The organism is Variovorax sp. 679 (genome assembly GCF_003952185.1).
Lineage (GTDB): Bacteria > Pseudomonadota > Gammaproteobacteria > Burkholderiales > Burkholderiaceae_C > Variovorax.
Window position 1 is genome coordinate 96,376 of record NZ_RXFS01000013.1, and the last position, 24,621, is coordinate 120,996.

Here is a 24,621-nt window from a genome sequence, read left to right on the forward strand (position 1 = left end):
TCAGGCTCCTTCTTTCTTGTTGACGACCTTGGCGGGCGCTTCGCTGCCGGCAGCGGCCGCGGCGATGGCGGTCTGGGCCTCGACCTTGGCGGCGACGGCATCGACCGACGCGCTCACGGTGCGCTTCTCGATGCGCTTCTCGGGGTTGGCGTTGAGCACGATGCGGTGCACGTAGATGCCCGGCAGGTGGATGTCGTCGGGGGCCAGCTCGCCCACCTCGACGATCTTCTCGACTTCGACGATGCAGATCTTGCCGGCCATGGCGGCGGCAGGATTGAAGTTGCGCGCCGTGAGGCGAAAGCGCAGGTTGCCCGACTTGTCGGCCACGTCGGCCTTCACCAGCGCCACGTCGGGCACCAGCGAACGCTCCATCACGTAGGTCTCGCCGTCGAACTCGCGCAGCTCCTTGCCCTCGGCCACCTGGGTGCCCACGCCGGTCTTGGTGAAGAAGGCCGGAATGCCCGCGCCGCCGGCGCGCAGCTTCTCGGCCAGCGTGCCCTGCGGCGTGAATTCGAGGGCCAGTTCGCCCGCGAGGTACTGGCGCTCGAACTCCTTGTTCTCGCCGACGTACGACGCGATCATCTTCTTGATCTGGCGCGTTTCCAGCAGCTTGCCGAGGCCGAAGCCGTCGACGCCCGCGTTGTTCGAGATGACGGTGAGGTTCTGCGCGCCGGAATCCTTCAGCGCGTCGATCAGCGCTTCAGGAATGCCGCAGAGGCCGAAGCCGCCGACCGCGAGCAGTTGCCCGTCGGCGACGACCCCCTTGAGTGCCGCGTCCGCGGTGGGATAAATCTTGTTCACTCGAGCTCCTTGCTGGATGGATGAATGAGAGTGGGAGGGAAAGGGGTGGGAAACCCCTGAACGATACTACCTACTCGCATACGTAGTATTTCGTAATGGAGACCCCCGATGCCCGAGATCGATTACCGGCTGGCGTTTGAACACGCGCCCGTCGGCATGGTGGTGTCGAGCAACCGCACCATCGTGGCGTGCAACGTGCGCGTTTGCGAGATCTTCGGCGCAACGCCCTCCGCGCTGGTCGGGCATTCGTTCAGCATCCTCTACCCCAGCGTGGCCGAGTTCGAGCGCATCGGCAAGCGCATGGAGCCTTTTCTGAACGCCAGCGGGCACTACGCAGACAACCGAATGATGAAGCGGCTTGGCGGGCTGCACGGCGCCATCGCCGACGAGACCTTCTGGTGCCACGTCACCGGCCACGCGCTCAACCGCGACGCCCCCCACGAAGCCGGCATCTGGACCTTCGAGGACCTGGGCTCGCGCCGCGCCGTGAAGGCCGAGCTCACGCCTCGCGAACGCGAGGTGGCGGCGCAGGTGATGCGCGGTCTGACCTCGAAGGAGATCGGCAAGGCGCTGGGCATCAGCCACCGCACGGTCGAGCTGCACCGGGCGCGGCTGATGCGCAAATACGCGGCAGCGACCACGGCGGAGCTGGTGCAGAAGCTGATCGCGGGCTAGCTTTCGAACTCGATCCGCATGCGCACCATGTCGCGCAGCACGATGCCGTTCTGCTTCTGCAGCCTGCCGCCGTTGGCGCGGCGCACGAAGAAATCGGTGTCCACGCCGACGATGCGGAAGCCGAAGCGCTGGTAGAAGGCCAATTCGCGCAGGCTGCTGTTGCCGGTGCCGACCTCAAGCCGGTTCGCTCCGCGCTCGGCCGCAAGCGCACTCGCCTTGCGCAGCAGTGCGGTGCCGACGCCACGACCGCGCAGCTCGTCGCTCACGCCGATGTTCATGATCTCCCAGGTGCCGACGCGGGTTTCGAGCAGCACCATCTGGCCTACGACCTGACCGGCGGCCTCCGCGAGCCACAGCTCACCACGCGACAGGTACTTGCGAATCTCGGCGCGCGGGCCATCGGCCGCAAGCAGCAGCGCCCAAGGCGTCGGGTCTTCGGGGGCGGCACGGCGCATCTGCGGTCGGACCACGGGTGACTTGCTCTTCATCTCTTCGTTTTTCCCAGTTGCAGGCGCCGCATTCTGGCGTGGCACGAAGGCGCCGGATCGAAAAAGCGCGCAGGAAGTTCCTGCCACTCACCGCTTGATCGTTGCGAAAACAGAAACGCCGTGTCGTCGAAACGCCCGCTCCGTTGCGCTCTCGCAGGCCTATCGTTGCAGCCATGCAGGGCACAGAGCCCGCAGTCAACAAGGAGTCTGAAATGTCCACACGCATCCATTCCGAAAAGAGCCTCCTGCTGCAAACGCAGGTTTCGGTCGCAAGGGCCCATGCACTCGCCGTGCAGAAGCTGCCTGTCGCGCTGACGCTCTCGGCGATCATCCTGTCGATCATCAACGTCAAGCTGTAGCCGCCGGTGTCGGGGCCCTTGTGGCAGGCTTGGGGCCCGCCACAAGGGCCCCGACATGACTATTCCATCGCACCTGCTCCCCTTCTGGGAGCGATTCCAGGCAGCCATAGGCGCCGACGTATCCGCCCGCTTCTGCGAGGCCTTTCACTTCGACGACAACGAGGCCGGAGCGACCGAACTGGCAAGGCTGGTTCTGGATGGACGCAAGCACGGCACCGCAAGCCTCGAATGGTCCTTCGAATCGACCGGCAGGCCGCGCCCCAAGCCCGGGGACCTCAGCGTGGTGACCGACTGGCACGGCAGGCCGCTGTGCGTGATCGAGACACGCAGCGTGATGGTCATGCCCTTCGACGAAGTCGGCGAAGACTTCGCGGCCGTCGAGGCCGAAGGCGACGGCTCGCTGCGCTACTGGCGCGAGGGCCACTGGCAATACTTCAGCGGCGAATGCGAACGCATCGGCAGGAAGCCCGACATGCGCATGCCGGTGCTGTGCGAGACCTTCGAGGTCGTCTACCAGGAAGGCTGATTGGCCGTCGTATCGATCAATCGGGCTTGATGTCCGCCGACTTGATCACCTTCGACCACGTCGCCAGCTCCTGGTCGACGAATTTCGCGAGCGTCGGCGAGTCCATGTAGGTCGCGAAGGCGCCCTGCTCATCCACCTTCTTGCGGAAAGCCTCGCTCTCCACGATCTTCTTCAGCTCCGCGCCGAGCCTGGCAACGACTTCCGGCGGCGTCTTCGCCGGCGCGAACACCGCGAACCACGACTCGACCTCGTAGCCCGGTAGCCCCGCCTCTGCCGAAGTCGGCACATCGGGCATCGACGGATGCCGCTTGCTGCCCGTGTACGCCAGCGGCTTGATGCGCCCGCCCGCAAAGTGGCCGATGACCGAGGGCGGCGTGGTGATGAACATGTCGACGTTGCCGGAGATCAGGTCGTTGATCGCCGGCCCAGAGCCCTTGTAGGGCACATGCGTCATCGCCTGCTTCGACTGCCGCGACAGCAACTCGCCCGCGATGTGCTGGATCGAGCCGTTGCCCGAAGAGGCATAGAACAGGCCGCCCTGCTTCTTCCTTCCGTATTCGATGAGCTCCTGCATCGACTTCACCGGCAGCTTGCCGCTCACCGCGACGACGTGCGGCGCACGCATCACCATCGCCACCGGCACGAAGTCCTTCGTGGGACTCCACTTGATGTTCGGGTAGAGAGAAGGATTGCCGACGTGATAGCCCGAGTACTGCATCAGCAGCGTGTAGCCGTCGGGCGCCGCGCGTGCCACGAACTCGGTGCCGATGTTGCCGCTGGCGCCGGGCTTGTTGTCGACCACGACAGGCTGGCCCAGTGCGCGCTGCAACGGATCGCCGACAAGGCGAGCCATGATGTCGGTGGAGCCGGCCGGCGCGGTGGGCACGATCATGGTGATCGGTTTCGAGGGCCAGGTATCGGCTGCAGCGGCCGAAACAGCCAGCACGAGGCCGGCCGCGAAAAGGCGGCGAATGGGTTTCATGGTTTGTCTCCGGTGGTTTTGTATTTGCTTGCAGTCTTCGGCGCCGCGCCCTCAGGGCGCGAGCTCCGATATCTCGATCAGGTTCAGGTCGGGGTCTCGCAGGTAGACCGAGCGGATGCGCGAGGTGGCGCCCGTGCGCATCACCGGCCCTTCGAGGATCGGCACGCCCTTCTCACCGAGCCGCGCGATGACCGCCTCGAGCGGCACGCTGGCGATGAAGCACAGGTCCAGCGAACCGGGCGTCGGCAACTGCGCCTTGGGCTCGAACTCGTGGCCCTTCACATGAAGGTTGATCTTCTGGTTGCCGAAGCGGAAGGCCTTGCGGCCGGCGCCGAAGCTCTCCAGCGACATGCCCATCACGTCGACGTAGAAGCGGATGCAGGCTTCCTCATGCGCGGTGGTAAGCACGAGATGGTCCAGGTGGTCGATCATGGTTGAGGCTCCTTCTGCCTGCGTTCCCGGGCACGGCTGACGATGTCGTTGAAATCCGCTGGTGGCGCATGCCGCGTCAGCCTGTGCCCCGCGCGAGAGACCTGGCCCGACAGCCCGTGCTGAACGAGCGCTTCGAGCTCCGCCGCGGCGGCGATCAGGCCGTCCAGGTCCATGCCCGTGTCGTAGCCCATGCACTGCAGCATGTGGGCCACGTCCTCGGTCGCCACGTTGCCGGTCGCGCCCGGCGCGTAGGGGCAGCCGCCGATGCCGCCGAGCGACATGTCCAGCCGGCGGATGCCGGCCTCCACGGCGGCAACGGCGTTCGCGAGACCCATGCCGCGCGTGTTGTGGAAATGCGCCGTCCAGCCCATTGCCGGATGCCTCGCGAGCACGGCCTCGCAAAGCGCCTGCACCTGCGTGGGAAAGGCCATGCCAGTCGTGTCGCACAGCGTCACGCCCTGCACTTCCAGCGCTGCGAAGCGGTCGATCCAGCCTTGTACGACTGCCGGTGGCACTTCGCCCTCCATCGGACAACCGAATACGCACGACAGCGACACGTTGATTGGCACGCCGGCCTGCTTCGCCAGCGCAATGACATCCGTAAGCTGCGCGAACGACTGCTCGCGCGTCATGCGCAGATTGGCAAGGTTGTGCGTCTCGCTCACCGACATGACGATGTTGAATTCGTCGATGCGGCTTTCCAGCGCGCGCTCTGCCCCGCGCACATTGGGAACCAGTGCGGTATAGACGACGCCGGGTCGCCGGGCGATGCGCTGCATCACCTCCTCGCCGTCGCGCAGGGCCGGGATCGCCTTCGCCGAAGTGAAGGAGGTGACTTCGATCTTCGCGTAGCCCAGCCTGCTCAGCCGGTCGATCAGCGCGATCTTGTCGTCGGTGGGAATGAAGCGGCTTTCCATCTGGAAGCCGTCGCGGGTGGCGACCTCGTTGAGAAACAGCCGCGTGCCGTTGCCCGTCTTCATGCCGGGACCTCCTCCGAGCGGCGTGCGGGCCAGCCGGCGCCGTGCAGATCGGCGTCGTGCTCGCCCAGGCGCGGCGCAGGGTGCGCAATGCGGCCCGGCGTGGCGCTGAGCTTGGGCACCACGCCCGGCACCTTGAGCGTCGAACCATCGGATGCAGTCGCCTCCACGATCATTTCGCGTGCCAGATACTGCGGGTCGCTCGCGATGTCGGCCACGGTGTAGATGCGTCCGACCGGCACGCCAGCCGCGTCGAGCGCGGCCAGCACCTCGTCGCGGCTGCGCTGCAGCGTCCATGCCTCGATGGCGGCATCGATCTCCTCGACGCGCAGCACGCGGCCGTCGTTGTGCACGAGTCCGGCGTCGTTCTCCAGGTCTCCCCTGCCGATGGTGCGCATCAGCCGGCGGAAGATGCTGTCGCCGTTGCCCGCCACCAGCACGTAGTGATCGTCCGCGCAGCGATAGGCGTTGGTCGGCGCGATGCCGGGCAGCGCGCTGCCGGCGCGCTCGCGCACCGCGCCGAAGGCGTCGTACTCGGGCAGCAGGCTTTCCATCACGTTGAACACCGACTCGTACAGCGCAACGTCGATGAACTGCCCCTCTCCGCCATGCGCCGTGCGGTGGTGCAGCGCCGTCAGCACGCCGATCACGCCATGCAGCGCCGCCAGCGTGTCGCCCAGCGATACCCCCACGCGCACCGGCACCCGGCCAGGCTCGCCGCTCAGGTAGCGCAGCCCGCCCATCGATTCGCCGAGCACGCCGAAGCCGGGCTTGTCCCGATACGGCCCGGTCTGCCCGTAACCCGAGATGCGCAGCATGATGAGCCGCGGGTTCAGCGCGTGCAGCCGCTCCCAGCCGAGGCCCCAGCCTTCCAGCGTGCCCGGCTTGAAGTTCTCGATCAGCACGTCGGCTTCGAGCGCCAGTGCCCGCACGGCCTCCTGCCCCTCGGTGCTGCGCAGATCCAGGCACACCGAGCGCTTGTTGCGCGACTGCACTTCCCACCACGCCGAGGTGCCGTTGTCGCGCAGCAGCCGCCACTTGCGCAGCGGATCGCCGACGCCGGCCGGCTCGACCTTGATGACGTCGGCGCCGAACTCCGCCAGTGTCTTGCCGGCAAAGGGGCCGGCGATGAGCTGGCCGAGCTCCAGCACCTTCAGGCCTTCGAGTGCATTCATGTCCGCGTCCGTCTCCTTCGTTGGGTTGACCCCGACTCTAGGAACGGATCGCGTTGCGCGGAATTGCCGTGATGGCAGCACCTCTTCGCAAAACGCGAAGGACCGGTATCTGCTTCTCTAGAATCCGCCGATGCCCAGCCCCATCAACCCCGCGCGCGTCGACTTCGTGACCCTGCGCCTGTTCTGCGCCGTGGCCCAGTCCGGGAGCATCACCAAGGGCGCGGAGGCGTGCCACCTCGCGTTGTCGGCCGCGAGCCGGAGGCTTTCGGACTTCGAGGCTGCAACAGGATCGAAGCTGCTCGAGCGCAGCTCACAGGGCATCGCGCTCACGCCGGCGGGCCATGTGGCGATGCAGCATGCGATGCGGCTCTTCCAGGGCTTCGAGCAGTTCAGCAACGAGCTCAACGACTATTCGAGCGGCGTGCGCGGCCATGTGCGCCTGTGGGCCAACATGTCGGCGCTCACGGAGTTTCTGCCCAACACGCTCGCCACCTTTCTCTCGCAGCATCCCGACATCCGCGTCGAAGTCGAGGAACAACTGAGCGGCGACATCGTGCGCGCGCTCGTCGACGGGCTCGCCGATGTCGGCGTGTTCGCGGAGAACACGCCCGCCTATGGCCTCGACGTCGCGCCGTTCCAGACGGACGAGCTCGTCGTGCTGTGCGCGAAGCAACATCCGCTGGCACGCAGCCGCGTGAAGCAGACCGACTTCAAGGCCTGCCTCGCGCACGAATTCGTCGGCCTGAACCGCAGCAGCTCGCTGCTGGAGTTGACTTCGCGCGCGGCCGAGCAGGCCGGCGTTCCGATGCGGCTGCGCGTGCAGGTGCGCAGCTTCGACGCGATGTGCCACATGATCGCGGCCAACCTCGGCATCGGGGTGGTGCCGCTGGCGGCGTGCAAGGCGCAGGTGGCGGCACTCGACCTGAAGGTCGTGCGGCTCAAGGATGCGTGGGCCACGCGGCGGTTGCTGATGGCGACAAAGACGGGGGCCGATCTCTCTCCCGCAGCGCAGCTGCTGGTTCGGCAGCTTCTGCACCCGGTCGTGCCATGAAGTCGCGATCCGGCCCGAGGCTCAATCGGTGCCGACCATCACGCTCGAAGCCTTGATCACCGCATACGCATTCGCGCCTTCGGCCAGCTTCAGCGAATCGGCCGAGTTGCTGGTGATGGTCGAGACGATCTGCACGCCGGGAGCGATCTCCAGCGTGACTTCGGTGGTGACGGGGCCGCGGACGATGGAGATGACCTTGCCGGAAAGGACGTTGCGTGCGCTGATCTTCATGGGATGCTCCTTGGAGTCTGAATAAAAAGCACCCCAGTCTATCGGCCCACCGCCCTTCCGCCCTTCCGCTCTACTTCGCCTCCTCCGCCTCCAGCACCGCCCACTCCTCGTCGGTGAAGAGCCGCGAGCGCGTCAGGAAGCGCAAGCCTTCCGGCCCCTCCAGCGAAAACATGCCGCCGCGCCCCGGCACCACGTCGATGATCAGCTGCGTGTGCTGCCAGTACTCGAACTGCGGCCCGCTGATATAGAACGGCATGCCGCCGATGTGCCCCAGCAGCCGGTCGTAGTCGCCCACGATGAACTCGCCCAGGGCGTAGCACATGGGCGCGCTGCCGTCGCAGCAGCCGCCCGACTGATGGAACGTCAGCGGGCCGTGCTTTGCGGCGAGCCTGTCGATCAACGCGAGCGCGGCATCGGTCGCGGTGACGCGCAGGACATCGCCCGTCATCAGAAAAAGCCCAGCTTGTTCTCGCTGTAGCTCACCAGCAGGTTCTTGGTCTGCTGGTAGTGGTCGAGCATCATCTTGTGGTTCTCGCGCCCGATGCCCGACTGCTTGTAGCCGCCGAAGGCCGCATGCGCCGGGTAGTGGTGGTAGCAGTTGGTCCACACGCGACCGGCCTGGATGCCGCGGCCCATGCGGAAGGCGCGGTTCATGTCGCGGCTCCACACGCCGGCGCCCAGGCCGTAGAGGGTGTCGTTGGCGATGGCCAGCGCTTCTTCCTCGTCCTTGAAGGTGGTGACCGACACCACGGGGCCGAAGATCTCCTCCTGGAAGATGCGCATTTTGTTGTTGCCCCTGAACACGGTCGGCTTCACGTAGTAGCCGCCGGCAAGATCGCCTTCGAGTTGGTGGCGCTCGCCGCCGATCAGCACCTTGGCGCCCTCCTGCTTGCCGATGTCGAGGTACGACAGGATCTTTTCCAGCTGCTCGCTGGAGGCCTGTGCGCCGATCATCGTCTCCACGTCGAGCGGGCTGCCCTGCTTGATGGCGGCCACGCGCTTCAGCGCGCGCTCCATGAAGCGGTCGTAGATCGACTCCTGGATCAGCGCGCGCGACGGGCAGGTGCACACCTCGCCCTGGTTCAGCGCGAACATGGCGAAGCCCTCCAGCGCCTTGTCGAAGAAGGCGTCGTCCTTGTCCATCACGTCGGCGAAGAAGATGTTGGGCGACTTGCCGCCCAGCTCCAGAGTGACCGGAATCAGGTTCTGGCTCGCGTACTGCGAGATCAGCCGGCCGGTGGTGGTTTCGCCGGTGAAGGCGATCTTGCCGATGCGGTTGCTCGACGCCAGCGGCTTGCCCGCCTCCACGCCGAAGCCGTTGACCACGTTCACCACGCCCGGAGGCAGCAGGTCGCCGATCAGCTCCATCAGCACAAGAATCGACACCGGCGTCTGCTCGGCCGGCTTGATCACCACGCAGTTGCCGGCCGCCAGCGCGGGCGCCAGCTTCCAGACCGCCATCAGGATCGGGAAGTTCCACGGAATGATCTGCCCAACCACGCCGATGGGCTCGTGGAAGTGGTACGCGAAGGTTTCGTGGTCGATCTCGCTGATGCCGCCCTCCTGCGCGCGGATGCACGAGGCGAAATAGCGGAAATGGTCGGCGGCCAGCGGCAGGTCGGCCGCCATGGTCTCGCGGATCGGCTTGCCGTTGTCCCAGGTCTCGGCGGCGGCCAGCATGGGCAGGTTCTCCTGGATGCGGTCGGCGATCCTGTTCAGGATGTTGGCTCGCTCGGTGGCCGAGGTGCGGCCCCAGGCCGCCTTGGCCTTGTGGGCGGCGTCCAGCGCGCGGTCGATGTCGGCCGCCGTGGAGCGCGGCACCTCGCAGAAGACCTTGCCGGTGACGGGCGTGATGTTCTCGAAATACTGGTTGTCCACCGGCGCGACCCATTCGCCGCCGATGTAGTTGCCGTAGCGCTTCTTGAACGGCACCGCGGTACCGAATTTGCCCGGTTCGAGCATGTCCATGACTTTGTCTCCATGTGCAGGGTGGTGGCGCCGCGACATGCGGCGGCCCGCACGGACAACCGCAAGCCACGTACCCGGCCGGATCGGGACATTCCCTGAGAACTTCCGCCCGGCAATCGCGCGCAACCGCGTGGGGCAGCGGGTTTTCATTCGCAATCTGCGACATGTCCGCGCGAACATAGCGACTAGGATGTCGCACAAGGCGAAAACCCATCGGAGACACGCATGAGTGCTGAAGCGCAGTTGCCGTCGATCGCAGTGGCTCAGGCCCGGGAGCTGTTCTTCGGGCAGGGCCGCGACCCTACGCCGTGGATCGCGCCGCACATCTCGCGCTCGTGGCAGCGCAGCAGGCCGGTCGACCATCACGCCATCGACCCCGAGCCGATGGCACTGGCCCTGCTCAGCGAACGGCGCGAGCAGGCCATGCGCCTGCTGAACTGCGCGCAACCCGAACTCGACGGCCTGGCCGAACATGCGATCGGCAACGGCTGCGTGGTGATTCTTTCGGACGCCAGCGGACTGATCCTCGAGGAAATCGGCAGCGCCGACTTCCTGCCCAAGGCCCAGCGCATCGCGCTGCAGCCGGGTGTGGAATGGTCGGAGCACAACCGGGGCACCAATGCGATCGGCACGGCACTGGCGGAACGCGAAGCGCTGATGGTGCTCGGCGGCGAGCACTACCTGGCCCAGAACGGCGCGCTCGGCTGCGCGGCGGCGCCCATCTTCACCGGTCGCGGCGAACTGGCCGGCGCGCTCGACATCTCGGGCGAGACGGTGCGCGTGAACACGCATGCGCTGGGGCTGGTGCGCATGGCGGCCCAGCAGGTCGAGCACCGCATGCTGCTGGCCGAGGCCGGCGGCCACGTGCTTCGCTTCCATTCGCGGCCGGCACTCATCGGCACCGCGCGCGAGGGGCTGATGGTGATCGAGGGCGGGCGCATCGTCGCCGCCAACCGCGTTGCGCTCGAACTCTTCGGCCACTCCTGGGAGAGCCTGCTCGACCTGGACGCCGAGGCCTTCCTGGGCGCGAACTGGCCGCGCATGGAACACCGGCGCGGCCTGCTGACGCTGCCGGGCGGACGGCAGATCGCGACGGTGATGGAGCGTTCGAACACGCCGGGCACCACTCGCCCGGCCCAGAGGCGCAGCGTGCCGACCCAGGGCGCTGCCGAGACCGACGACATACAACCGCTGCTGCACAAGGCGGTGCGCGTGCTGAACGAAGGCGTGCCCGTGCTGGTCAACGGTGAAACCGGCAGCGGCAAGGAGGTGTTCTCGCGCCGGCTGCATGCCGCGAGCCGACGCAGCGCAGGCCCCTTCGTCGCGGTGGATTGCGCTTCGCTGCCCGAGACGCTGATCGAATCGGAGCTGTTCGGCTACGAGCAGGGAGCCTTCACCGGCGCGAAGCGCAAGGGCATGGCCGGCCGCATCCGCGAGGCTCACGGCGGCGTGCTGTTCCTCGACGAGATCGCGGAGATACCGCTGGCCCTGCAGACGCGCCTGCTGCGCGTGCTCGAGGAACGCGTGGTCACGCCGCTGGGTGGTGGCCAGGGCGTGGCCGTCGACTTCGACCTGGTCTGCGCCACGCACGGCCACCTGCCATCGCTGGTGGAGGCCGGACGTTTTCGCGCCGACCTGATGTACCGGGTGGCCGGTTTCACCGTCGCGCTGCCGCCGTTGAGGCTGCGCGACGATCGGCGTGCGCTGATCTCGCGGCTGTTCCTGGAGGCAGGCGGCGCGGCAAAACACCTGCGGCTGGAGAGCGATGCGCTCGAGGCACTGGCGGCCTGGCGCTGGCCGGGCAATGTACGAGAGTTGCGCAGCACGCTGCGCTCAGTCGTGGCCCTGGCCGATGCGGGCGACTCCGTGACGGCTGCCGGGTTGCCTGCGCACCTGCTGGGCAGCCAGCCCCCGCAGCCCGAACAGGCTCCTCCGTACGCCACACCGCAAGCCGAGCCCTTGGTCGCCATCACGCGCCACGCAATCGACGAGGCACTGAAGGCCAGCGACCACGACGTGGCGAAGGCCGCACGCAGGCTGGGCGTCCATCGCAGCACCATCTACCGCCATCTCGCACGCCAGCGCGACAAGCCTGCCGGGCACTGAACAAGGGGCAACAGGCCGGCCCGGGCGGCATTTCATTATGTTTTCTAAAATACAGCGAAGCACCATCCGAACACCCGCCCGAAAACCCACTTCATGGTCATTCCGCAACTCCGCTGCCTCGTCGCATTGGGCGAGGCACAGCATTTCGGCCGCGCCGCCCAGGCCAGCCGGGTATCGCAACCCGAACTGCTCGACGCGATCCGCGCGCTGGAGCAGGAGTACGGACACCCGCTGGTCAAACCCGGCGCCGTTTTCGAGGGCTTCACGCCGCAGGGCGAACTGGTACTGGAGTGGGCGCGCAGCTTCCTGCAACACAGCGAGGCCCTGCACCATGACCTCCAGACTTCCCGCGAGGAAAGCGCCCTCGCCCCGCTGCTTGAGCGCCGCTCCGTCTCCCCCAAGCGCCTGCGCGCCCCGGGGCCAAGACCCGAGCACATCGACCTGATCCTGCAGGCCGCGCTGCGTGCACCCGACCATGGCGGGCTGCATCCCTGGCGCGTGGTGGAGTTCCGCGAGGCGCAGCGCGCAGCGCTGGCCGACCGCTTCGAGGCGGAAAAGCGCCGGCGCGATCCGCTGGCTTCGCCCGCCGACCTGCGCAAGGCGCGCGAGCACGCGACGCGGCCGCCGGTGCTGCTGGCCTTCGTCGTGGTTCCGCGTCCCCGCAGCAAGGTGCCGGCTCGCGAGCAATGGCTGTCGGCGGGCGCGGCCCTGGGCAACCTGCTCAACGCCGCGCACCAGCTCGGCTTCGGCGCCATCGTGCTCAGCGGCGAACGCTGCTTCGACCCGGTGCTGGGCGCCGAGCTGGGCATCGGCCCCGACGAATTCCTCGCCGGCTTCGTGAGCCTGGGCAGCGTGGTCGAGGCCCCGCCGCCGCGCAGCCATGTGCTGCCGGGCCAGGTGTGGTCCGCCTGGATACCGCCGCCCGCATCCCTGGACCAGCCCACGCGGCAGCCTTCCGAATCCTTGAACCTCAACCTGGACATTGCCAATGACAAGACCTGAAGCCGGACGCACCGAGGCCACCGGAGCCAAGTTCTCCCTGAAATCGATGCAGACCGCGCGGGCGCTCTCGCAGCTCGCGGTGCGCCGCATCGCCTCGGGCATGCGCCCCGGCATGACGCACTCGCAGGCACACGACCTGGCGATGGCCACGCTGCAGAAGCTGGAGATGGAGCGCAACTGGCACCCCATCGTCATCCGCTTCGGCGAGGACACGCTCAAGACCTTCAGGGAACAGTCCGACCCCGCGCGCGTGCTCGGCGAACAGGACATCTTCTTCGTCGACATCGGCCCCGTCTGGGAAGGCCACGAGGGCGATGCCGGCGACACCTTCGTGACCGGCGACGATCCGCAGATGCAAGCCTGCGCCGAGGCCGCGCGCACGCTGTGGCACGAGGTGGCCGACCGCTGGCGCGCCGACCGGCTCAGCGGCCAGGCGCTCTACGCCTGGGCGGCCCAGCGCGCCGAAGCCATCGGCTGGCGCCTCAACCTCGACATCAAAGGCCACCGCGTCTGCGACTTTCCGCATGCGATCTACCAGGCCGGCAGGCTGGGCGACTTCGGCCTCTGCCCGACGACCGGCATCTGGATCCTGGAGATCCAGATCGCGCATCCCACCCGCCCCTTCGGCGCCTTCTACGAAGACCTGCTGATGGAGGACGACGCCCAGCCCGACAATGGCGCGGCCGCTGCCGCCGAACTCGTAGCGGGCTGAACAGGGAACCCATGAAAGACGAAGCCACCGAGCAACTTTTCTCTTATGGCACGCTGCAGTTGCCCGCCGTGCAGATCGCCACCTTCGGTCGCCTGCTCGACGGCCACGCCGATCGCCTGCCGGGCTACCGGCTCGAACAGCTCGCCATCCGGGACGCAGCCGTGGTCGCGACCAGCGGCAAGACCCACCACCCCATCGTCTCGCCCAGTGCCACGCCAGGCGACGGCGTCGACGGCGCGGTCTTCGCCATCACGCCCGCCGAGCTGGTGCATGCCGACGGCTACGAAGTCGACGACTACCGCCGCGACCGGGTCGTGCTGGCGTCGGGCGTGCGAGCCTGGGCCTATGTCGATGCGCGCCATCCACCGCGCGACGTAACCAAAGACTGACTTGCCCCGGGGTGCCGGAGCGGCCAGACTTTGTGCTGGCGCAGCTCCAGCATTCATGACCACCAGCAAATCCGTACGCCGGCTGTCGGCAGTCCCGTCCACCTTGCGGATTCCCCTGGCCGCGCGGGCCTCGGGCGACGCGATGTTCCCGCAGATGGCCGTGCGCGACGCGTACGCGGCGAGCATCCTCGAGCAGATCCGCGACGACGGCCATGCGCTGCCGGAAGACCGGGCCACCATCTACAGCATCCTCTCGCGCACGCGGCGCTTCCGCAGCCTGGCACAGGACTTCCTCAAGCTGTACCCCGGGGCGCGCGTGGTGAACATGGGCTGCGGCCTGAGCCACTACTTCCAGTGGCTGGACGACGACAAGTCGCGCATGACCGATGCCGACCTGCCCGAGGTGCTCGAACTGCGCCGCCAGCTGATCCCCGAGACCAACGAGCGCCACGACGTGCGCGAACTCGACCTCACGTCTCCCAACTGGTGGGAGCAGCTGGGCCTGCCGCGCAAGCGCAATGCCCAGCCGGTGTTCCTGTTCACGGAGGGCGTGCTGATGTACCTCGAGCCCGCGCAGGTGCAGGCGGTGCTCGCCACCTTCGGCGAGCGAGCGCCCGCCGGCTCCGTGCTGGCCTTCGACGCCATGTGCTGGCTCGCGGTGGGACGCGGCAAGCAGCACCCTTCCGTGCGAGTGACCGGCGCCGAGTTCAAGTGGGGCATCCGCCGCGCGGCCGAACTGACGCAGCCCCATCCGCGCCTGCAGTTGAGCGGCACCTACCGCGTGCTGGAGGGCATCGGCCTGCCCTACACGCTGTTCGCGCCGATGGTCATGCTGTTTCTCGGCGTGCCGCTGTATGCGCTCTACGCGCTGAAGGCGACGGACGGGGCCGCCGATACATAAACGCACAATTTTCCGGCGATCGTGTGGATTGACGGCTTTGTCCGGCGTGCGCCGCGCGGATTGGCTGACGCCGCGCCGAACCGGGCCGGGTCAAGCTCGGGGATGTTCCCGGTCGCGGAGCGGAGAATGCTCTATCGTTTCCGCTTCCCCCTTCTTCCCTTTCTCTCTTCTCCCGAAGATTCGCAACCCTCAAGAACCACATGCTTGATCGCCGATCCTTCCTTGCCGCCGGTGGTGCCGCCGCCGCACTCGCCGCTCTCGGACTGCCCGAAGAGGCGCTTGCCGCCAACGGCCTGCAACTGAGCCAGCCCACTCCCTTCTCCTTCGACGCGCTGGTCGCGGAAGCGAAGTCTCTCGCCGCAAAGCCGTACGCCGCTGCCGCGCCGCTGGCGCCCGAAGTACTCGACCGCATCGACTACGACGCGCACGGCAAGATCAGATTCGACCCCGCCAACGCCCTCTTCCGCGACGGCCCCGGCGCGTTCCCCGTCACCTTCTTCCACCTCGGCCGCTTCTTCCAGACGCCGGTGCGCATGAACGTGCTCGAGAACTCCGACGGCGACGCGTTCTCGCGCGAGGTGCTCTACAACCCCTCCTACTTCTCGATGCCGCCCGACAGCCCCGCGCGCTCGCTGCCGCCGGGCGCGGGCTTCGCGGGTTTCCGCCTTCAGGAAAGCCGCCTGGGCGACCAGGGCAAGCTCGACTGGCAGAAGAACGACTGGGTCGCCTTCCTCGGCGCCTCGTACTTCCGCGCCATCGGCGAGCTCTACCAGTACGGCCTGTCGGCGCGCGGCATCGCGCTCGACGTGGCGGTGCCCGACAAGCCCGAGGAGTTCCCCAGTTTCACGCGCTTCTACTTCGAGACGCCGGCGGCAGGCAACACTACCTCGATGACGGTCTACGCGCTGCTCGAAGGGCCGAGCGTGACAGGCGTGTTCAAGTTCGTCATGCAGCGCACCAAGGCCGTCATCATGGACATCGACGCGCGCATGTTCCTGCGCCGCGACGTGGCGCGCCTGGGGCTGGTGCCGCTCACGTCGATGTACTGGTATTCGGAAACCATCAAGCCCACAGCCATCGACTGGCGCCCCGAAGTGCACGACTCCGACGGGCTTGCCATCTGGAACGGCGCGGGCGAGCGCATCTGGCGCCCGCTCAACAACCCGACGCAGACGCGCGCCTCTGCCTTCGCCGACACGAAGCCGCGCGGCTTCGGCCTGCTGCAGCGCGACCGCGCCTTCGACCATTACCAGGACGGCGTGAACTACGAGAAGCGCCCGAGCCTGTGGATCGAGCCGCTGGGCGACTGGGGCGAGGGCTCGGTGCAGCTCATCGAGATTCCGACCGACGACGAGATCCACGACAACATCGTCGCCTTCTGGGTGCCCAAGGCCGATGCGAAGGCCGGGGCCAGCTACAGCCTGCAATACCGGCTGCACTGGACCGACCAGGAACCCTTTCCCTCACCGCTCGCGCAGTGCATCGCCACGCGCATCGGGCGCGGCGGCCAGCCGGGCCAGCCGCGTCCGCAGGGCGTACGCAAGTTCATGGTGGAGTTCATCGGCCAGCCGCTGACGACCGTGCCCTTCGGCGTGAAGCCCGAGGTGGTGCTGACGGCGGCACGGGGCAAGTTCTCGTACGTCTTCGCCGAGGCCGTGCCCAACGGCGTGCCTGGCCACTGGCGTGCGCAGTTCGACTTCACGCCCGAAGGCAACGAGCCGATCGACATGCGGCTCTACCTGAAGAACGGCGACCGGACGCTCACCGAGACCTGGCTGTACCAGTACCAGCCAGGGTGAGCTTGTCGAATCGAAGCCTCAGCGCTTCGTGACGGAGACCAGCTCGACTTCGAAGTTGAGCGTGGCGTTCGGCGGAATCACGCCGCCCGCGCCACGCGAACCGTAGGCGATCGAGGGCGGGCAGGTCAGCTTGGCCTTGCCGCCCGGCTTCATCTTCTGCACGCCTTCGGTCCAGCACGGGATCACGCCATTGAGCGGGAACTCGGTGGGTTCGCCGCGCTTGTAGGAGCTGTCGAATTCCTTGCCGCTGTCGGGGAAGGTGCCGCGGTAGTGCACCTTGACCACGTCGGTGGCCGCGGGCGAAGCGCCGGTGCCTTCCTTGATCGACTGGTAGATCAGGCCGCTGGGCGTGGTCACGGGCGCGGACTGCGCGAACGCGGCGGGTACTGCAAGGACGGACACGAGAGCGGCACAGAAAAGAGACTTCACAGAACACCTCGAAGGTTGAGAGACCCCGATTATGGCCAGCAGCCCATGTCGGCCCGGTCGTACCTTGCCAGCGCTGTTGGAACGGCCCTTGCTTTGGCGAATGTGCACTGTCAACATTCACGAAGAGAGGAAGTCGCATGAACTCCACCACCGCAGCCAGCACGAGCGCATCGCCGGCCCACACGGGCACAGGCCACCTCAAGAAAGTGCTCGGTCCCGTCCAGCTCTGGGGCATCGCGGTGGGCCTCGTCATCTCGGGTGAATACTTTGGTTGGAGCTACGGCTGGAACACGGCCGGCACGCTCGGCTTCCTGGTTGCCACTGTGCTGGTGGCCACGATGTACACGACCTTCATCTTCAGCTTCACCGAACTCTCGACCGCCATACCGCACGCGGGAGGTCCTTTTGCCTACGCGCGACGCGCCTTCGGGCCCACCGGCGGTTTCGTCGCGGGCTTTGCGACGCTGATCGAATTCGTGTTCGCGCCGCCGGCCATCGCATTGGCCATCGGCGCGTATCTCAACGTGCAGTTTCCCGGCATCAACCCGAAGTGGTTCGCGCTTGGCGCGTACGTGATCTTCATCGGGCTCAACTGGATCGGCGTGGGCATCGCCGCGGCCTTCGAGCTCTTCGTGACGGTGCTGGCCATCGTCGAGTTGCTGGTGTTCATGGGCGTGGTCACGCCGGGCTGGACCATGGCCAACTTCGTGGCCAACGGCTGGGCCGGAGGCAGCGTGCTGAACGGCGCGGCCGTCGCGGGCATCTTCGCCTCCATTCCCTTCGCCATCTGGTTCTTCCTCGCGATCGAGGGCGCGGCCATGGCTGCCGAGGAAGCGCGCGATCCGCACCGCACCATTCCCATCGCCTACACCACGGGCATCGTCACGCTGGTGGTGCTGGCCTTCGGCGTGATGATCTTCGCGGGCGGCGTGGGCGACTGGCGCAAGCTCGCCAACATCAACGACCCGCTGCCGCAGGCCATGAAGGCGGTGGTGGGCGACAACAGCGGCTGGCTGCACATGCTGGTGTGGATCGGCCTCTTCGGGCTGATCGCCTCGTTCCACGGGATCATCATGGGCTACTCGCGACAGATCTTCGCGCTGGCGCGCGCGGGCTACCTGCCGCGCTACTTCGCCGGGCTGAGCCCGCGCTTCGACACGCCGCACCGCGCGCTGCTGGCCGGCGGCGTGATCGGCGTCATCGCCATCTTCAGCGACGAGTGGGTGCAGTTCGGCGGCCAGACGCTCACCGCCAACATCGTGACCATGGCGGTGCTCGGCGCCATCGTGATGTATCTGATCTCGATGGCGGCGCTCTTCAAGCTGCGCCGCAGCGAGCCCGACCTTCTGCGCACCTATCGCGCGCCCTTCTACCCGGTGTTCCCGGCCATCGCGCTCGGCCTCGGCGTGGTGTGCCTGGGCGCGATGGTTTGGTTCAACGGCATGCTCACGCTGCTGTTCATCGTGCTGATGGCGGCGGCGTACGGCTACTTCCTGCTGACATCGGGACAGCGCAAGGCGGCCGCGCCCGACGAAATGCTGTCTTCCCCGACGACCTCCGCCTGACACCGGCATACAGAGAAAGATGCTCTATCGCACCACCATCGCCGGCCAGGTCTTCGCCTTCGAAGACCTGCGGCAGGTCATGGCCTTCGCCAGCCCCGCGCGTTCGGGCGACTACCTCGCGGGCATCGGCGCGGCCACCGCCCAGCAGCGCATGGCCGCGCGGCATGTGCTGGCCGAAACACCGCTCAAGCAGTTCCTCGCCGAAGCGCTGATTCCGTACGAGAGCGACAACATCACGCGCCTCATCATCGACAGCCACGACGCGCAGGCCTTCGCACCGGTGTCGCATCTCACGGTCGGCGACTTCCGCAACTGGCTGCTGTCCGATGCGGCCACTACCGCGACGCTCACCGCGCTGGCGCCGGGCCTCACGCCCGAGATGGTCGCGGCCGTGTCCAAGCTCATGCGCAACCAGGACCTGGTGTCGGTCGCCAAGAAATGCAGCGTGGTCACGCGCTTTCGCGACACCATCGGCCTGCCCGGCCATCTTGCCGTGCGCCTGCAGCCCAACCACCCGACCGACGACCTGCGCGGCGTGGCGGCGTCCACGCTCGACGGGCTGCTCTACGGCGCGGGCGACGCGGTGATCGGCCTCAACCCGGCATCGGACAGCATGCCCGTGCTCGGCCGGCTGCTGCACATGCTCGACGAGGTGATCCAGCGCTTCGAGATTCCCACGCAGAGCTGCGTGCTCACGCACGTGACCAACACGCTCAAGCTCGCCGAGGCCGGTGCGCCGGTGGACCTGGTGTTCCAGTCGATCGCGGGCACGGAGAAGGCGAATCTCTCCTTCGGCGTGACGCCCGAACTGCTCGACGAGGCCTACGCGGCCGCGCTGTCGCTCAAGCGCGGCACCATCGGCAACAACGTCATGTACTTCGAGACCGGCCAGGGCAGCGCGCTCTCCGCCAACGCCAACTTCGGCGTCGACCAGCAGACATGCGAGGCACGCGCCTATGCGCTGGCGCGGCGCTACAAGCCCTTCCTCATCAACACTGTCGTCGGCTTCATCGGGCCGGAGTACCTGTACGACGGCAAGCAGATCATCCGCGCCGGGCTCGAAGATCACTTCTGCGGCAAGCTGCTGGGCCTGCCCATCGGCTGCGACGTCTGCTACACCAACCACGCCGAGGCCGACCAGGACGACATGGACACGCTGCTCGTGCTGCTGGGCACGGCGGGCATCAACTTCATCATGGGCATCCCGGGCGCGGACGACGTGATGCTCAACTACCAGAGCACCTCCTTCCACGACGCCCTCTTCCTGCGCCAGACGCTGGGCCTGAAGCGCGCGCCGGAATTCGAGGCGTGGCTGCAGCGCATGCAGATCACCGACACGGCCGGCCGGATTGCGCCGCCTTCGTCGAACCGGCTGCTGGCCGACATGAGCGGGCTTTCCGCACTCGCGCCATGAGCGACCACGAATCGCCCGTCACCCCGAATCCGTGGGCGCAGTGGCGCTCGGCCACCCCGGCCCGGCTGGCGCTGGGCCGTGCCGGCGCGGGCATGCCCACCGACGAAACGCTGCGCTTCGGCTGGGCGCACGCGATGGCACGCGACGCGATCCATGCCGCGCTCGACGTGAATGCACTCGAAACCGCGCTCATCGCGCAGCGCTGGGAGGTTGCACGCGTACGCAGCCGGGCCGCGGACCGCACCGAATACCTGCGCCGGCCCGACCTGGGCCGCCAGCTCGATGAGGACGACGCCACGCGCCTGCTCGGCGAGCACCGCTACGGCTGCGACGTCTGCGTGGTGATCGGCGACGGACTCTCCTCCCTCGCCGTCGCCCGCCATGCAGTGCCGCTGCTGGCCGCGCTGCGCTCGCACCTGCCGCCCGACACCCGCTTCGCACCCGTGGTGACCGCCACGCAGGCACGCGTGGCACTGGCCGACGAGGTGGGAGAGCTGTTCGGCGCCGTGCTGTCGGTCATGCTGATCGGCGAGCGCCCCGGCCTCAGCTCGCCCGACAGCCTCGGCATCTACCTGACCCACACGCCCAAGCGCGGCCGGCACGACGCCGAGCGCAACTGCATCTCGAACGTGCGTCCCGAGGGCCTGGCCTGCGAGGTGGCCGCGTTCAAGCTGGCATGGCTGATGCGAGAGTCGCTGCGCAGGGGGCTGACGGGCATCGGGCTCAAGGACGAGAGCGATCTCGCTGTGCTCGACGAGCAGCGCCAGGCGCCTTCGCTCGGGCGCTGACGGACAGCCGGCACAGCCGGAACTGTCACGAGCGTTTCGTACGCTCGTCATCTTGTCTTTCGTCTTCTTTTCGTCCACTGCATTCACTCAAAAAGGAAAAAAGCAATGCAACGTCGCCTCGTCCTTCTCACGCCGTTGGCCGCGGCACTCGCCGCAACCGGTTGCGCCAGCCTCTCGGCCGCCAAGGGCCCAGCCGTGGCGCCCGGCAACTGGGACGCCTTCAACCGCGCACAGGTCGAGGAACTGATCGCCAGCCAGGGCAAGAGCAGCCCGGGCTACAACGCCGCGAAGCCGCCTTACGTGGTGTTCGACTGGGACAACACCAGCGTCTTCCTCGACATCGAAGAGGCCGCGCTCATCTACCAGCTGGAGAACCTGGTCTTCGGCGCCACGCCCGCGCAGCTCGAAGTGGCGCTGCGCAGGAACATCCCGAAGAAGGACTTCCTGCCCGCGTACAACAACGCCGCCGGCCAGCCGGTGAACATCGACAGCGTGGTGCCCGACATCGTCGCGAGCTACACGTGGCTCTACCAGAACTACAAGGGCCTGAAGGGTGACCAGTCGCTGGCCGTGGTGGCGCTGAGTCCGCACTACGGCGCCTTCACCACCAAGGTGCGCTACCTCTACGAGGCCATCGGCGACACCTTCGATCACGACACGGCCTACCCGTGGGTCACCTACCTCTTCGCCGGCATGACCGAGGCACAGGTGCGCAAGCTCACGGCCGACACGGTGGCATGGCAGCTGAAGGAACCCGTGACCAAGGTCAAGTGGACTTCGCCCGCCGCACTGCCGGGCCGCGCGGGCGTGGTCTCGGTGAGCTGGAAGAACGGCCTGCGCCTGCAGCCCGAGATGCAGCAGCTGTATGCCGCCTTCCGCAACGCGGGCTTCGACGTGTGGGTGTGCTCGGCGTCGTTCGTCGACGTCATCAAGGAAATCTCGTCGAACCCCGCCTTCGGCTACAACAACCCGCCCGAGCGCGTGCTCGCGATGGAGCTGGAGCGTGACGCCAACGGTGTGATCCAGCCCGAGTTCCGCCGCGGCTACGACCAGACGCAGGGGCCGGGCAAGACGAAGAACATCCGGCGCTTCCTGGTCAGCAAGTACGGCTACGGCCCGAGCTTCGTGGCTGGCGACAGCGAGGGCGACCAGAACATGATGGCCGACTTCGCCGACACGAAGAAGGTGCTGATCGTCAACCGCCTGCGCGATCCGAAGACCGACATCGGCAAGTTCTCTGCCATGGCGGTGCAGAACTACGGCAAAGCCGACACGCGCTACCTGCTGCAGGGGCGCGACGACAACACCGGCTCGTGGGTGAGCTCGCAGCTGCACACGCCACTGGGCGCAACGCAGGGTAAAGCGCTCAAGTAAGAGAAAGAGAGCGGTTGCGCGGCCTCCCGCCCGGCTTGCCTATGATGGCCCCATCAAGGCAAACCACAACGGAGACAGACATGGCCACAGACCGCTATCCCCTCGCCGAACTGAAAGACCTGCCCGAGGACATCCGCACCGCGATCCTCGCCGTGCAGGAAAAGGCCGGCTTCGTGCCGAACGTGTTCCTCGGCCTCGCGCGCCGCCCCACCGAGTGGCGCGCCTTCTTCGCGTACCACGATGCGCTCATGCTCAAGGAGGAAGGCTCGCTCACCAAGGGCGACCGCGAGATGATCGTGACCACCACCAGCGCGGCCAACAAGTGCCTGTACTGCGTGGTGGCGCACGGTGCGCTGCTGCGCATCTACGAGAAGAAGCCACTGGTGGCCGACCAGGTGGCGGTGAACTACCTCAAGGCCGACATCACGCCGCGCCAGCGCGCGATGCTCGACTTTGCGATGAAGGTCTGCGAGCGTTCGCACGAGATCGACGACAGCGACTTCCCGCCGCTGCACGCCCACGGCTTCGACGACGAGGACATCTGGGACATCGCGGCCATCACCGCCTTTTTCGGCCTGAGCAACCGGCTGGCCAGTTTCAGCGGCATGCAGCCGAACAACGAATTCTTCCTCATGGGGCGGTTGCCCCGCGAGAAGAAGTAAAGCCGCCTCAGCCCTGCCTCAGCCCTTGGCCCGGCAGGACGCGAGGGCGTCCAGCGCCGGCTTGTAGGTCGGCGTGGCCACGTCCATCACGCCGAGCACCGTGTGATAGAGGTTGTCGTGCGTGAGCGGTGCGTCGAGCCCAGCCTCCATGCACGAGCGCGAGAGCTTGCGGCGCTCGCTCATGCCTTCGCTGAACCAGGTGACCATGGGCACGTGCTTCTGCGCGTCTGGCGCGAAGCTGTAGGGCACGCCGTGCAGGAACAGGCCGTACTCGCCGAGCGATTCGCCATGGTCGCTCACGTACAGCATCGCCGGGTCGTACTGCTTCGACTGGGTCTTGAGCCAGTCGATGGTCTGGCCGAGGAAGCGGTCGGTCTGCACGATCGAGTTGTCGTACACGTTCATCAGCTCGGCGTGGCCGCACTCGGCCAGCGCATTGGTCTTGCACTCGGGCAGGAAGCGCTTCACATCGGGCGCCGAGCGCTTGTAGTACGCGGGGCCGTGGCTGCCCATCTGGTGCATCACCAGCACGACGCCCTTGGCACGGCGCTCAGCCGGCAGCGCGGCGATGCGCTCGTCGATGCCCTTGAGCATCACGTCGTCGAGGCACTCGTCGCCGTCGCACAGCGCCTTCTTGGTGGTGGCATCTAGGCCGTCGAAGGCCGAGGCGTTCGGGATGCGCGCGCACACGCCCTTGCAGCCGGCCTGGTTGTCGAGCCAGAACACGGCGAGCCCGGCGGCCTGCAGCACGTCGACCAGGTTCTCGTAGTCGTCCTTGCGCGATTCGTAGCCATCCTTGCCCAGCGGCGAGAACATGCAGGGAACCGAAGCCAGCGTGTTGGTGCCGCAGGAGCGCACCTCGCGGTAGCTCAGCACGCCACGCTTGGCCAGCTCGGGCGTAGTGTCGCGTGCATAGCCGTTGAGCGCGAAGTGATCGGCGCGCGCCGTCTCGCCCACTACCACCACGAAGAGCGGCGGCTTGGCCTGCGAGGCGTAGCTCGCACCCAGCGTCGTGCCGGCGGTGATGGAAATCAGCTTGCCGCTGTGCTTGAACAGCGGCCTGATGAACACGGCTCCCGTCGAGTAGAGGGAGGCGATCGGGTTCATCATGTAGCGCAGATGGACGTTGTTGCGCATCAGCGGCGCCAGCTCGCGGTTCATGGACACGATCGTGCCCACCGCCACGACCACCGCCAGCAGCAGCAGGCCGACGTTGCGCAGGAGCTTGGGCAAAAGGCGCATCGGCGTCACCCGCACCCGCCACAGCAGCCAGGCCGCGGGCAGCACCACGATCGCCACGTTGAAAGCCATGCGCCAGCTCATCAGGTCGCGCGCCTCGTTCGGGTCGGTCTGCAGCGCGTTGGCGATCATGGTGGGGTCCATCACCACGCGGTACTCGAGCATGTAGTGCTGGACCACTGCGGCCAGCACGACCACCAGCAACCACAGCGGCTTCATCCAGCGCGACCAGGCGGTGAACGACAGCATGGCTGCCGACCCGGACAGCGTGAGCAGGCTCATGGCCAGGACGGTGGACATGTAGTTGCTGGGCGCCCCGCCGCCGATCCGGGCCAGCTCGTTCCACAACGGCCAGTTGGCGGTCAATACGAGGTAGAGGCTGAGCCAGAGGACGACCATGGCGGCCGAGCGCGGCCGCTGCAACCAGAGATTGAATCGTGTCCAGGGGGAGCCGGAAGGCGGCAACTGCGGCGTTTTGGACTCAGAAGCACCCGCCCGCTGCAATGGCGCGGGCTCAATTCGCGAAACAGACATGCGGCGAATGTAACGACCCCGCCTGAAGCGAGGCTGAATTAC

At 67.1% G+C, this 24,621-nt stretch carries 26 protein-coding genes; 15 read left to right on the top strand and 11 right to left on the bottom strand.

Going from position 1 to position 24,621, the window contains the following annotated elements; genetic code table 11:
* Positions 1–801 (bottom strand): CoA transferase subunit A, encoded by an 801-nt coding sequence (locus EJO71_RS28595; RefSeq protein ID WP_125952040.1) that lies wholly within the window; start codon positions 799–801, stop codon positions 1–3.
* Between the two features lie 108 nt (positions 802–909).
* Between EJO71_RS28595 and EJO71_RS28600 the strand changes: the two genes are divergently transcribed.
* The gene (locus EJO71_RS28600) at positions 910–1,476 is read left to right on the top strand and encodes a LuxR C-terminal-related transcriptional regulator (protein ID WP_125952041.1); all 567 of its coding nucleotides are present in this window, start codon (positions 910–912) and stop codon (positions 1,474–1,476) included.
* Here the strand turns inward: EJO71_RS28600 and EJO71_RS28605 are convergent.
* The gene (locus EJO71_RS28605; protein ID WP_206169060.1) at positions 1,473–1,964 is read right to left on the bottom strand and encodes a GNAT family N-acetyltransferase; all 492 of its coding nucleotides are present in this window, start codon (positions 1,962–1,964) and stop codon (positions 1,473–1,475) included. The two genes, EJO71_RS28600 and EJO71_RS28605, sit on opposite strands and share 4 nt — an antisense overlap.
* A 212-nt stretch (positions 1,965–2,176) precedes the next feature.
* On the opposite strand from EJO71_RS28605, the gene EJO71_RS34475 reads away from it, so the two are divergent.
* The gene (locus EJO71_RS34475) at positions 2,177–2,323 is read left to right on the top strand and encodes a hypothetical protein (protein WP_164546923.1); all 147 of its coding nucleotides are present in this window, start codon (positions 2,177–2,179) and stop codon (positions 2,321–2,323) included.
* A gap of 55 nt (positions 2,324–2,378) precedes the next feature.
* Complete coding sequence (locus tag EJO71_RS28610) at positions 2,379–2,849, top strand: ASCH domain-containing protein (protein WP_125952042.1); 471 nt, start codon at positions 2,379–2,381, stop codon at positions 2,847–2,849.
* A 16-nt stretch (positions 2,850–2,865) separates the two neighbouring features.
* On the opposite strand, the gene EJO71_RS28615 is transcribed toward EJO71_RS28610, so the two are convergent.
* The 4 genes from EJO71_RS28615 to EJO71_RS28630 are packed head-to-tail and all read right to left on the bottom strand — an operon-like array spanning position 2,866 to position 6,415.
* Positions 2,866–3,831: a tripartite tricarboxylate transporter substrate binding protein gene (locus EJO71_RS28615; RefSeq protein WP_125952043.1), complete on the bottom strand. Its 966-nt coding sequence runs from the start codon at positions 3,829–3,831 to the stop codon at positions 2,866–2,868.
* Positions 3,832–3,882: 51 nt separating this feature from the next.
* Positions 3,883–4,263, bottom strand: coding sequence for a VOC family protein (locus EJO71_RS28620; protein ID WP_125952044.1), 381 nt, complete (start codon positions 4,261–4,263; stop codon positions 3,883–3,885).
* Entirely contained in the window at positions 4,260–5,243 is a 984-nt protein-coding gene (locus EJO71_RS28625; RefSeq protein ID WP_125952045.1) for a hydroxymethylglutaryl-CoA lyase, read from the bottom strand. The genes EJO71_RS28620 and EJO71_RS28625 overlap by 4 nt, the downstream gene beginning before the upstream one ends.
* On the bottom strand, positions 5,240–6,415 hold the full coding sequence (locus EJO71_RS28630) for a CoA transferase (RefSeq protein ID WP_125952046.1): 1,176 nt from the start codon (positions 6,413–6,415) through the stop codon (positions 5,240–5,242). The genes EJO71_RS28625 and EJO71_RS28630 overlap by 4 nt, the downstream gene beginning before the upstream one ends.
* A gap of 130 nt (positions 6,416–6,545) precedes the next feature.
* Here EJO71_RS28630 and EJO71_RS28635 point away from each other — a divergent pair, with 130 nt between their 5' ends.
* Entirely contained in the window at positions 6,546–7,466 is a 921-nt protein-coding gene (locus EJO71_RS28635) for a LysR substrate-binding domain-containing protein (RefSeq protein WP_125952047.1), read from the top strand.
* A 21-nt stretch (positions 7,467–7,487) separates the two neighbouring features.
* On the opposite strand, the gene EJO71_RS28640 is transcribed toward EJO71_RS28635, so the two are convergent.
* The 3 genes from EJO71_RS28640 to adh all read right to left on the bottom strand — a co-directional run bounded on the left by EJO71_RS28640 (position 7,488) and on the right by adh (position 9,665).
* Entirely contained in the window at positions 7,488–7,697 is a 210-nt protein-coding gene (locus tag EJO71_RS28640; RefSeq protein ID WP_093306619.1) for a molybdopterin-binding protein, read from the bottom strand.
* A 70-nt stretch (positions 7,698–7,767) separates the two neighbouring features.
* Positions 7,768–8,145 carry a DUF779 domain-containing protein gene (locus tag EJO71_RS28645; protein WP_125952048.1) on the bottom strand — a complete coding sequence of 126 codons (378 nt, stop codon included), beginning with the start codon at positions 8,143–8,145 and terminating at the stop codon, positions 7,768–7,770.
* Positions 8,145–9,665 (bottom strand): aldehyde dehydrogenase, encoded by a 1,521-nt coding sequence (adh, locus tag EJO71_RS28650; RefSeq protein ID WP_125952049.1) that lies wholly within the window; start codon positions 9,663–9,665, stop codon positions 8,145–8,147. The genes EJO71_RS28645 and adh overlap by 1 nt, the downstream gene beginning before the upstream one ends.
* A 225-nt stretch (positions 9,666–9,890) precedes the next feature.
* Here adh and EJO71_RS28655 point away from each other — a divergent pair, with 225 nt between their 5' ends.
* The 6 genes from EJO71_RS28655 (at position 9,891) to EJO71_RS28680 (ending at position 16,574) form a co-directional block, all read left to right on the top strand.
* Positions 9,891–11,771 (top strand): sigma-54-dependent Fis family transcriptional regulator, encoded by a 1,881-nt coding sequence (locus EJO71_RS28655; protein WP_125952050.1) that lies wholly within the window; start codon positions 9,891–9,893, stop codon positions 11,769–11,771.
* Positions 11,772–11,864: 93 nt separating this feature from the next.
* Positions 11,865–12,773, top strand: coding sequence for a nitroreductase (locus EJO71_RS28660; RefSeq protein WP_125952051.1), 909 nt, complete (start codon positions 11,865–11,867; stop codon positions 12,771–12,773).
* A complete protein-coding gene (locus EJO71_RS28665) occupies positions 12,760–13,485 on the top strand; it encodes a M24 family metallopeptidase (protein WP_125952052.1) in 726 nt (241 codons plus the stop codon). Before EJO71_RS28660 ends, EJO71_RS28665 begins: the two co-directional genes overlap by 14 nt.
* Positions 13,486–13,496: 11 nt before the next feature.
* Entirely contained in the window at positions 13,497–13,874 is a 378-nt protein-coding gene (locus EJO71_RS28670; protein WP_125952053.1) for a gamma-glutamylcyclotransferase family protein, read from the top strand.
* A 55-nt stretch (positions 13,875–13,929) separates the two neighbouring features.
* Positions 13,930–14,775, top strand: coding sequence for a class I SAM-dependent methyltransferase (locus tag EJO71_RS28675; protein ID WP_125952054.1), 846 nt, complete (start codon positions 13,930–13,932; stop codon positions 14,773–14,775).
* A gap of 200 nt (positions 14,776–14,975) precedes the next feature.
* Positions 14,976–16,574, top strand: coding sequence for a glucan biosynthesis protein D (locus EJO71_RS28680; protein ID WP_125952055.1), 1,599 nt, complete (start codon positions 14,976–14,978; stop codon positions 16,572–16,574).
* Between the two features lie 18 nt (positions 16,575–16,592).
* Here the strand turns inward: EJO71_RS28680 and EJO71_RS28685 are convergent, their stop codons facing one another.
* Complete coding sequence (locus tag EJO71_RS28685; RefSeq protein WP_125952056.1) at positions 16,593–17,003, bottom strand: FKBP-type peptidyl-prolyl cis-trans isomerase; 411 nt, start codon at positions 17,001–17,003, stop codon at positions 16,593–16,595.
* A gap of 137 nt (positions 17,004–17,140) precedes the next feature.
* Between EJO71_RS28685 and eat the strand changes: the two genes are divergently transcribed.
* From eat to EJO71_RS28710, 5 genes are all read left to right on the top strand, one after another.
* On the top strand, positions 17,141–18,568 hold the full coding sequence (gene eat, locus EJO71_RS28690; RefSeq protein ID WP_125952057.1) for an ethanolamine permease: 1,428 nt from the start codon (positions 17,141–17,143) through the stop codon (positions 18,566–18,568).
* A 19-nt stretch (positions 18,569–18,587) separates the two neighbouring features.
* Positions 18,588–19,982 carry an ethanolamine ammonia-lyase subunit EutB gene (locus tag EJO71_RS28695; protein ID WP_125952058.1) on the top strand — a complete coding sequence of 465 codons (1,395 nt, stop codon included), beginning with the start codon at positions 18,588–18,590 and terminating at the stop codon, positions 19,980–19,982.
* Positions 19,979–20,770 (top strand): ethanolamine ammonia-lyase subunit EutC, encoded by a 792-nt coding sequence (eutC, locus tag EJO71_RS28700; protein ID WP_125952059.1) that lies wholly within the window; start codon positions 19,979–19,981, stop codon positions 20,768–20,770. Before EJO71_RS28695 ends, eutC begins: the two co-directional genes overlap by 4 nt.
* 105 nt (positions 20,771–20,875) lie before the next feature.
* A complete protein-coding gene (locus EJO71_RS28705; protein ID WP_125952060.1) occupies positions 20,876–22,144 on the top strand; it encodes an HAD family hydrolase in 1,269 nt (422 codons plus the stop codon).
* 80 nt (positions 22,145–22,224) lie between these two features.
* Positions 22,225–22,806 (top strand): peroxidase-related enzyme, encoded by a 582-nt coding sequence (locus tag EJO71_RS28710; protein ID WP_125952061.1) that lies wholly within the window; start codon positions 22,225–22,227, stop codon positions 22,804–22,806.
* Between the two features lie 18 nt (positions 22,807–22,824).
* Here the strand turns inward: EJO71_RS28710 and EJO71_RS28715 are convergent, their stop codons facing one another.
* Positions 22,825–24,579: a phosphoethanolamine--lipid A transferase gene (locus EJO71_RS28715; protein ID WP_125952062.1), complete on the bottom strand. Its 1,755-nt coding sequence runs from the start codon at positions 24,577–24,579 to the stop codon at positions 22,825–22,827.
* Between the last annotated feature and the right edge of the window lie 42 nt (positions 24,580–24,621).